11 protein-coding genes and 1 pseudogene are annotated in these 8399 nt (G+C 77.0%); 4 read left to right on the plus strand and 8 right to left on the minus strand.

The features are described 5' to 3' along the window. Positions 1 to 47: 47 nt before the first annotated feature. Positions 48 to 788: a PadR family transcriptional regulator gene (locus tag G6556_RS14860; RefSeq protein WP_166943004.1), complete on the plus strand. Its 741-nt coding sequence runs from the start codon at positions 48 to 50 to the stop codon at positions 786 to 788. Between the two features lie 10 nt (positions 789 to 798). On the opposite strand, the gene G6556_RS14865 is transcribed toward G6556_RS14860, so the two are convergent. The 4 genes from G6556_RS14865 to G6556_RS14880 form a co-directional block, all read right to left on the minus strand. Beyond that, the gene (locus G6556_RS14865; RefSeq protein WP_147794166.1) at positions 799 to 1179 is read right to left on the minus strand and encodes a VOC family protein; all 381 of its coding nucleotides are present in this window, start codon (positions 1177 to 1179) and stop codon (positions 799 to 801) included. Positions 1180 to 1255: 76 nt separating this feature from the next. Further along, positions 1256 to 2041 carry a YoaK family protein gene (locus G6556_RS14870; RefSeq protein WP_166943007.1) on the minus strand — a complete coding sequence of 262 codons (786 nt, stop codon included), beginning with the start codon at positions 2039 to 2041 and terminating at the stop codon, positions 1256 to 1258. Positions 2042 to 2177: 136 nt separating this feature from the next. Further along, complete coding sequence (locus G6556_RS14875; protein ID WP_166943010.1) at positions 2178 to 2666, minus strand: SRPBCC domain-containing protein; 489 nt, start codon at positions 2664 to 2666, stop codon at positions 2178 to 2180. Beyond that, the gene (locus tag G6556_RS14880) at positions 2663 to 3013 is read right to left on the minus strand and encodes a metalloregulator ArsR/SmtB family transcription factor (RefSeq protein ID WP_166943013.1); all 351 of its coding nucleotides are present in this window, start codon (positions 3011 to 3013) and stop codon (positions 2663 to 2665) included. The genes G6556_RS14875 and G6556_RS14880 overlap by 4 nt, the downstream gene beginning before the upstream one ends. 74 nt (positions 3014 to 3087) lie before the next feature. Here G6556_RS14880 and G6556_RS14885 point away from each other — a divergent pair, with 74 nt between their 5' ends. Next, positions 3088 to 3474, plus strand: a complete 387-nt coding sequence (locus tag G6556_RS14885; protein WP_166943016.1) for a DUF1304 domain-containing protein — start codon at positions 3088 to 3090, stop codon at positions 3472 to 3474. Here G6556_RS14885 and G6556_RS20275 read toward each other — a convergent pair. The 4 genes and pseudogenes from G6556_RS20275 to G6556_RS14900 all read right to left on the minus strand — a co-directional run bounded on the left by G6556_RS20275 (position 3471) and on the right by G6556_RS14900 (position 6571). Continuing rightward, complete coding sequence (locus tag G6556_RS20275; protein WP_346774927.1) at positions 3471 to 3704, minus strand: hypothetical protein; 234 nt, start codon at positions 3702 to 3704, stop codon at positions 3471 to 3473. The two genes, G6556_RS14885 and G6556_RS20275, sit on opposite strands and share 4 nt — an antisense overlap. Before the next feature lie 200 nt (positions 3705 to 3904). Continuing rightward, positions 3905 to 4360 (minus strand): annotated as a pseudogene (locus G6556_RS20280) (ABC transporter permease subunit); the annotation flags it as partial. Continuing rightward, positions 4347 to 5333 (minus strand): ABC transporter ATP-binding protein, encoded by a 987-nt coding sequence (locus G6556_RS14895; protein ID WP_166943018.1) that lies wholly within the window; start codon positions 5331 to 5333, stop codon positions 4347 to 4349. The pseudogene G6556_RS20280 and the gene G6556_RS14895, both read right to left, overlap by 14 nt. Then, complete coding sequence (locus G6556_RS14900; RefSeq protein ID WP_166943021.1) at positions 5330 to 6571, minus strand: hypothetical protein; 1242 nt, start codon at positions 6569 to 6571, stop codon at positions 5330 to 5332. The genes G6556_RS14895 and G6556_RS14900 overlap by 4 nt, the downstream gene beginning before the upstream one ends. Before the next feature lie 94 nt (positions 6572 to 6665). On the opposite strand from G6556_RS14900, the gene G6556_RS14905 reads away from it, so the two are divergent. Beyond that, positions 6666 to 7319: a response regulator transcription factor gene (locus tag G6556_RS14905; RefSeq protein ID WP_166943024.1), complete on the plus strand. Its 654-nt coding sequence runs from the start codon at positions 6666 to 6668 to the stop codon at positions 7317 to 7319. Continuing rightward, on the plus strand, positions 7316 to 8399 hold a 1084-nt coding region (locus G6556_RS14910; RefSeq protein ID WP_166943027.1), incomplete at its 3' end, for a histidine kinase dimerization/phospho-acceptor domain-containing protein. The genes G6556_RS14905 and G6556_RS14910, both read left to right, overlap by 4 nt.

Genomic DNA, 8399 nt, shown 5'->3' on the forward strand with positions numbered 1-8399 from the left:
GGTCGGGGGGGTTCACACGAGTGCGGTAGCGATATATCGTGAGCGTCATGCGATACAACGACACACATGACGAGTTCGAGAGCGAGGGCCGCGACGAGCGGTCCGGTCGCGGCCCGCACGGGTCGCACGAGGGGCACCACGGGCACGGGCGGGGGTTCGCCGGCCACGGGCCGCGCGGGTTCGGCCCGGGTGCCGGGTTCGGCCCGGGCGCCGGGTTCGGCCCCGGCGGGGGCTTCGGTCCCGGGGGTCGCGGCGGCTTCGGCCCGGGCGGGTTCGGTCCCGGCGGGCGCCGCGGCCGGCGACCCCGCGGCGACGTCCGCAACGCCATCCTGCTGCTGCTCGCCGAGCAGCCCATGCACGGCTACCAGCTGATGGAGGCCATCGCGGAGCGCAGCGACGGCCGGTGGCGCCCGAGCCCCGGCGCCGTCTACCCGACGCTCAACCTCCTGGAGGACGAGGGCGTCGTGACGCTCACCGCGTCGGCGGGCCGCAAGCTCGCCACGCTGACCGAGGAGGGCCGCGCGCTCGTCGAGCGGGACTCCGCCTCCTGGCCCGACCCGTTCGCGGCCGGCGACGCGGAGCAGGGCGTGGACCTGCGCGCCGAGGTCGGCCCGCTGCTCGAGGCCGTCCGGGCCGTCGGGCGCGGCGGCACCGAGGCGCAGCGGGTGCGCGCGGGGGAGATCCTCGCCGAGGCGCGCCGGTCCGTGTACCGGGTGCTCGCGGGCGACGACCCGGCCGCCCGGCCGTCCGAGGCGCCGGGCCCCGACCCGGAGGAGCCGGCCGTCTGACCCGGGGGTCTCAGGGCCAGACGTGCGCCTGCTCGGCGAAGTCCGCCGGGTCGCTGTGCACCGGGATCACGCACAGCAGGTGCCCGCCGGGCACCCGCAGCGTCCGGCAGTCGAGCCAGCCGCCGACCTCGACGGCACCGAGGTCGAGCAGTCGCGCGGTCTCGGCGGCGACGTCGTCGGTCTCCATGTCGAGGTGGTACCGCGCCGGCCCGCCGATCGACTGCACCGCCGCGACGAGCCCGGGGATCGGGTCCTCCAGGTGCGTGAACTGCTCCTCGTCCGGCACCGACCACGAGGCCACGCCGGTGGCGGCGGACCAGAACCGGGCGGCGGCGGCCGCCTCGGCGTGCGGGGCGTCGATGAGCAGGGTCGAGATCCGGCTGCGGTGCACGGGCATCCTCCTCGATGTCGGGTGGACGGTAGCGCTCCCAGCCCCGCGACCACCAGCCCCGCGGGCGGTTCCGCGGTCAGTCGCCCTCGGCGCCGACCCCCGCGGGGACGGGCCGCGGGGCCCCGGCCGTGGTGCGCGCGGCCGTCGCCGGACCCGACCTCCGCGCGACCGCCCCGGTGGCCTCGGTCGCCGCGGTCCGCCGGGTGTGCGTCTCGATCGCCGCGAGCACGACCGCCAGCAGGGCCGCCGCGAGCAGCGCCGCGCGGGTGCCGAGCGCGCCGGGAGCGCTCGCGACCGCGCCGATCCCGGCACCGGCGGCGAACGCCAGGACGATCACCGCAAGCCGCAGCGCGACCACGCGCTGGGTCCGGTCGTACCCGGTCGGCCACTCGTAGGCCGCGGTCACGAGCGTGCGCAGGTTCCCGGTGGTCATCGTGGTGCTGTAGGTCGTGTCCCGGACCAGCCGGAACGTCGTCACCTGGAGCGCGGCCACGAACCCGACCGCCATGGTGGTCACGAGCGTGGGCACGGACGCGGGCAGCGCGGCGACGGCGACCAGCACGGCGATCTCGGCGAGCAGCACCACGCGGGTCGGGTCGTGCAGCCCGGGGAGCCGGCGGTGCGCGGCGAGCCACTCGGCGGCGACCAGGCCCAGCACGAACGCGCCGATGATGGGCAGGTAGCCGGCGGCCTGCGCCCACTGCCCCTGCGCGGCGTGGATCGCGACGAACACGACGTTGCCGGTCTGGGCGTTGGCGAACACGCCGCCGTGCGCGACGAACGTGTAGGCGTCCAGGAAGCCGCCGACGACGGCCAGCGCGGCCCCGGTCGCGGGGTGCTCGGGGCGGGTGCGGACCCTCACGGCTCGCGCCGCCCCTCGGGGGTGGTGCGGGTCGGTCGCTGCCGGGTCACGCCGCTCACGCTCCCCAGTATGCGCCTAGTCGTCCCATGATTCCTGGGACCACCGGCCCACGACCGGCCCGCACCCGCCGCCGGGCTCAGCCCTCCGCGAGCAGCGCCGGGATCTGCCCGACGGCCTCGCGCATGCCCTCCTCCATGCCCATCGCGATGACCTGAGCCATCGCCTCGGCGTCCGGGAACCGCGTGGTGATGGTCATGCGCGTCCCGCCGTCGACGGGCGTGAGCTCGGTGCGCATCACGGCGGCGGGCAGGGCGTCGTCCGGGTTGCCGTCGGCGTCGGAGAACCCGTCCTGGATCTCGATCGAGCGCGGCGGGTCGACCGCGAGGACGCGCCACCAGCCGTGCGCCCGCGTCCCGTCCGGGCCGGTCATGTAGTACCGCGACTCGGACCCGGGGGTGAGGTCGTGGGCGGGGAAGGTCGCCGGCCACCCCGGAGGGCCCCACCAGCGGCCGAGCTGCTCGCCCTCGGACCACAGCCGCCACACCCGCTCGGGCGTGGCGTCGAGCTCGGTCACCACGGTGAGCGTCAGCGCGTCGGTGTCCTTGATGGTGTCCACGACGGTCATGAGTCGTCCCCTTCTCGCGTGTCCCCGAGGATCTCCGCCATGCGGTCGATGCGGCCGCGCCAGATCTCCTCGTACCGGTCGAGCAGCCGTCCGGCGGCCCGGATGGTCACGACGTCGGGGTGGACGACCTGCTCGCGGCCCTGCCGCTGCTTGGTCACGAGGTGCGCGCGCTCGAGCACGGCGACGTGCTTCTGCACGGCGGCGAAGCTCATCTCGTAGGAGCGCGCGAGGGCGGTCACCGACGCCTCCCGGCGCAGCACCCGCGTGACGATGTCACGGCGGGTCGCGTCGGCCAGCGCGGCGAACACCCGGTCCACCTCGTCGGGGTCCAGCTGACGTACAACCATGTGGTTGTACGTTACTCGGGTGTGGCACGGGTCACAAGACCCCGGCCGGTCGCCCGGCACGGCAGACTGGCGCCATGATCGCCGCCGGACTGGTGCTCGCCGCGCTCGCGGCGCTGGTGCACGTGTACATCTTCACGCTCGAGTCGCTGACCTGGACGTCCCCGCGGACCCGCGCCACGTTCGGCACGACGCCGGAGGGCGCCGAGGCCACGAAGGAGCTCGCGTTCAACCAGGGCTTCTACAACCTGTTCCTCGCGGTGGTGGCCGTGGCCGGGGTCGTCGCGACCGCGACCGGGGCCGACGCGGTGGGCGCGGCGCTGGTGCTCGCCGGCACGGGGTCGATGCTCGCGGCGGCGCTCGTGCTCGTGCTGTCCTCGCCCGCCAAGGCGCGGGCGGCCGCGGTGCAGGGGCTGTTCCCGCTGCTCGCGGTCGCCGCGACCGTCGTCGGCCTGCTCGCCTAGGACGTCACGTCGGCGGTGGTGAACCGCGCCCAGGCGAGCGTCCCGAACACCGCCACCCACGCCGCCTGCACCGCGAGCCCCGTCCCCACGACGCCCCAGTCCACCTGCACCCGCAGGAACTCGGCGAAGTCGAACCAGTGGTGCGTGAGCAGGCCCGGGTGGATCGCGGACAGCTGCGGCAGCGAGTCGAGCACGGTCGACACCACGGCGACGACCACGGTCGCCGCCATCGCCCCGACCGGGACCTCGGTGAGCGTGGAGAAGAACAGGCCGACCGCGACCAGCCCCGTGAGGGACAGGCCGACGTAGGCGACGATCCCGGCGACCGGACCAGCCCCTCGCCGACGGGCACGGTGCTGCCCGAGAGCAGCACCACGTCGTGCACGCCGAAGTACGCGGCGCCGATCAGCAGCCCGGTCACCGCGACGGCGAGCACCGCCGCGGCCGCGAACGCCAGCGCGGCGAGCGCCTTGACCAGCAGCAGCCGGGTCCGGGGGACCGGCACGACCAGCAGGTACCGCAGCGTGCCGGCCGACGCCTCGCCGGCCACCGCGTCGCCCGACGCGATGCCGATGCACAGCGGCAGCAGGAACGGCAGGCACAGGAACAGCGCGGCGACGACCAGGAACAGCCCGTTGCCGGTCACCTGCGCGAGGAACGCGGGCCCCTGGCCGGACAGCGAGCTGTCCCGGGTCACGAGCAGGACGGTCCCGATGACGACGGGCACCAGCGCGAGCCCCGCGAGCAGCACGAGGTTGCGGCGCCGACCCAGGACCAGCCGCAGCTCGGAGCGCAGCAGCCGGGCGAACGCGACCGGCGCCGGGGCGGCGGGCGCGACCGCCCCGGGGCCACCCGCCGGACCGTCCAGCAGCTCAGCGCGCGACATCGAAGCCCTCCCCGGTCAGCTCCACGAACACCTGCTCCAGGCTCGGTCGGTCGACCTCGAGGCCGACCAGGTCGACCCCGGCGTGCACGAGCGCGGCCGACACCTTCTCCGGCGGCGTCGGGCCCAGCGCGGCGGTGAGCCGGGCCGTCCCGGCCCCGCCCGGGAGCGCGCGACCGTCCCGCGCCACCTCCGCGAGCCCCAGCCCGCGCAGCACGTCGGCGGCCGCGTCGGCCTGGCCCGCGCGCGTGGTCACGGCCAGCCGGGCGCCCTCGCGGTCGGTCAGCGCGGCTCGCTCGCCCTGGAGCAGCAGCCGCCCGCGGCTCATGATCCCGACGTGCGTGCAGACCTGCTCGATCTCGGCGAGCAGGTGCGACGACACGAGCACGGTCGCCCCGCCGTCCGCGAGCTCGCGCACCAGGTGCCGGACCTCGCGGGTGCCCTGCGGGTCGAGGCCGTTTGTCGGCTCGTCGAGCACCAGCAGGTCGCGCGGCTCCAGCAGCGCGGCGGCCAGGCCGAGCCGCTGCTTCATCCCCAGCGAGTACTGCCGGTACGGCTTGGTCGCCGCCGCGCCGAGGCCGACCCGGTCCAGCGCGGCGTCCGCGCGCCGGCGGCTGGTGCGCGGGTCGGCGGTGGCGTCCCCGGCGTCCAGCCGCGCGAGGTTCGCCCGGCCGGTCAGGTACGGGTGGAACGCGGGCCCCTCGACCAGCGCCCCGACCCGGGGCAGCACCCGCGCGGCCTCCTCGGGCATCGCGGCGCCGAGCAGCCAGGCGCGCCCGGCGGTCGGGCGGGCCAGCCCGAGCAGCATCCGGATGGTGGTCGTCTTGCCCGACCCGTTCGGCCCGAGGAACCCGTACACCGCGCCCCGGGGCACGGCCAGGTCCAGGCCGTCGACGGCGACCTGGCCGGACCGGAACCGCTTGGTCAGGCCCGCGGTCCGGACGGCCAGGTCGCCGTCGTGGTGCGGCTCGCTCATGCCGCGGCGCGCAGGGCGTCCGCCGGCACGGCGCCGACCAGCACCCGGCCGTCGTCCGTGATCAGCACCGACAGCAGGGTCGAGCTGAGCAGCCGGCCCTCGGGGACCGCCGTGGTGAGCTGGTCGTACAGGGCGCCGGTGTCGAGGGACGGGCGGCCGGGGGTGCCGTCCTCGTCGCTCGGCACGAACTGCTGCACGAGGTCCTGCGCCTCCTCGGAGCCGAGCACCCGCTCCGCGCCGGGCACCGTGGCGAGCGACGCGGCGTCCCCGCCGACCAGGCCCGCGACGTCGACGTCGCTCAGGGTGACGACCGTGGACCAGCCGGAGCCGGAGACCGCGACGCCGTCGGGGAGGGCGGGGACGGCCGTCGGGTCGGCGGCCTCGGCGGGCAGGTCCGGCACGTCCGGCAGCGGGACGACGACGTCCTCGGTCGTCGCGCCCGCCGGGGCGGAGAAGGCCAGCACGGAGTCGTCCGGCGCGGTGAACGCGACATCGGTGAACCCGACCTCCAGGGACGGGGCGGCGCCGTCGGAGGTCGACCAGGTCTGCACCCGCAGCGGCTGCGCGGTCGCGGCGTCCACCGCGACGACGACCCGGGACACCAGGGTGCCGTCGTCGGTCGGGCTGACCACGAGCTGGTACGCGTCCCGCCCGGCGACCGTCGTGGGGCTGTCGACCGTCACGTCCGCGTCCCGCTCGGCGAGCGCGAGCACCTGCGCGGCGGCGGCCTCCGGCGTCGGCAGCTCCGCCCCGGGGGACGCGGCGGCCCGGTCGGCGAGCGCCTGGTAGCGGGCCGCGTCGGCCGGGTCGAGCGTGTAGTGCGTGACCGCGTCGTCGGTCGAGGAGTACGTCCACGCCTCGGCGCCGGCGTGCACCACCGAGTACTCCGACGTGGCCCCGAGCAGCGAGACCCGGGACCGCTCGGCGCCGTCGGACCACACCCGCAGGGTGGACGACCCGCCCAGCAGGTTGAGCGGGTCCGCGCCGGTCATCTCGGCCGGCAGCTCGGGCAGCCCGAGCCGCGCGGTGTAGACGACCGTGCCCTGGACCGGCGTCGGCTCGGCGTCGGCGACCCGGCTCAGCAGCTCCTGGGGGGTCAGGGCGGGCAGGTCGGCGTCGCCCGACGAGGCGAGCGCCGGGACGCCGACCGCGGCGGCCACCGCCACGGCGACGACCCCGGGCACGGCCCAGCGGGCACGGGAGGAGAGGGTGCGGCGGGGGCGCTCGGTGTCGGCCATGACCCCACTGTGCGCCACCCGCCCTGAGGCGGTGCTGAGAACACCGGGCCCTCCGTGGCGCACCCGGGACCGCGAGCGGTGCGATGCTGCGGGGGTGCGGGTGCTGGTGGTGGACGACGAGCGCGGGCTGGTGGACGCCCTGCGCCGCGGGCTGACGGCCGAGGGGTTCGCGGTCGACGTGGCGTACGACGGCGCCGAGGGGCTGGGCCTCGCGACGGACCGGGACTACGACGCGATCGTCCTGGACGTGATGCTGCCGCGCCGCAACGGCTACGACGTGGTGACGGACCTGCGGGCCGCGGGCGTCGGCACGCCGGTGCTGCTGCTGAGCGCCAAGGACGGCGAGCACGACGTCGCGGACGGCCTGGACGTCGGCGCCGACGACTACCTGACCAAGCCGTTCTCGTTCGTCGTGCTGGTCGCCCGGATCCGCGCCCTGCTGCGCCGGCCGCCGCAGGTGCGGCCCGCGGTGCTCGCCGTCGGCGACCTGGTGCTCGACCCCGCCGCGCGGACCGTCACCCGGGCCGGCGCGCCGGTCGAGCTGACGGCCCGGGAGCTCGCGCTGCTGGAGTACCTCATGCGGCACGCGGACCGGGTCGTCGGCAAGGTCGAGCTGCGCGACCACGTCTGGGACGGCCCGGGCGAGGACGGCAACGTCGTGGAGGTGTACGTCGGGTACCTGCGCCGCAAGCTCGGCCGGGACGCGATCGTCACCGTGCGGGGCGCGGGCTACCGGGTCGCGGGGTGAGCCCCGCCCGGCCGCGCCGGGCCCGGTGGTCGCTGCGCGCCCGGCTGACCGTGCTCACGGCCGGGCTGCTGTGCGCCGCGCTCGTGGTCGGGGCCGTCGTGCTCAGCACCGTGCTGTCCCGCGGGCGTGTCGCGGCGCTCGACGAGGTGGTCCGGGCTCGCGCGGAGACGGTCGCGGCGCTCGTCGCCAGCGACCAGGTGCCCGACGCCCTGCCGGTGGCCGAGCCGGGGGAGGTCGTCCAGGTGCTCGACGCGGACGGCCGGGTCGTGGCCACGTCGCCGAGCGCGAGCCGGACCCTGCCGGTGCTGGGCGGCGACGCGCTCGCGCACCTCCGGGCGCGGGCGTCGTCCGGCGGGACGGTCGTCGGCGGGACCGACGCGTCCGCGTACGACCGCGCGGCGCGGGTCGCGGTCGTCGCGCCCGCCGGCGCCCCGGACGGGACCGTCGTGGTCGCGACCGTGCCCGCCGCCGAGGTCGAGGGCCTGGTCCGCGCGCTCCGGCTCGCGCTCGCGGGTGTCGTGCCGGCGCTCACCGCGCTGTTCGCGGCCGCGATCTGGGTGGCGCTGGGCCGCGCGCTGCGACCCGTCGAGCGGCTGCGGTCCGCGGCGGCGCAGGTGGCCCGCGCGGGCGGCCCGGGCTCGTTGCCCGACCCCGGCACCGACGACGAGGTGGGTGCCCTGGCCCGCACGCTCAACGAGATGCTCGACCGGCTCGAGGAGGCCGCCGGCCGGCAGCGCGCGTTCGTCGCCGACGCCGCCCACGAGCTGCGCACCCCGCTCGCCGCGCTGCGGGCCCAGCTGGAGGTCGCAGGCACGCACCCCGAGGCCTACGCCCCGGGCGAGCTCGTCGACGGGCTCGGCGGCCAGGTCCGCCGGATGCAGGCGCTGGTGGACGACCTGCTGCTGCTCGCCCGGCTCGGGTCCCGGCCGGTGCCGGACGCGGAGGTGGACCTGGGGGACGTCGCCCGGGAGACGGCGGCGCTGGCCGTGGCGGGTGCCGCGGCGGGCACGGGGGTCGAGGTGGTCGGTGCCGGCCGCGCGCGGGGGGACGGGGCCGCGCTCGGGCGGGTGGTCCGGAACC

The sequence above is a fragment of the Cellulomonas sp. IC4_254 genome, assembly GCF_011603975.1.
Lineage (GTDB): Bacteria > Actinomycetota > Actinomycetes > Actinomycetales > Cellulomonadaceae > Cellulomonas.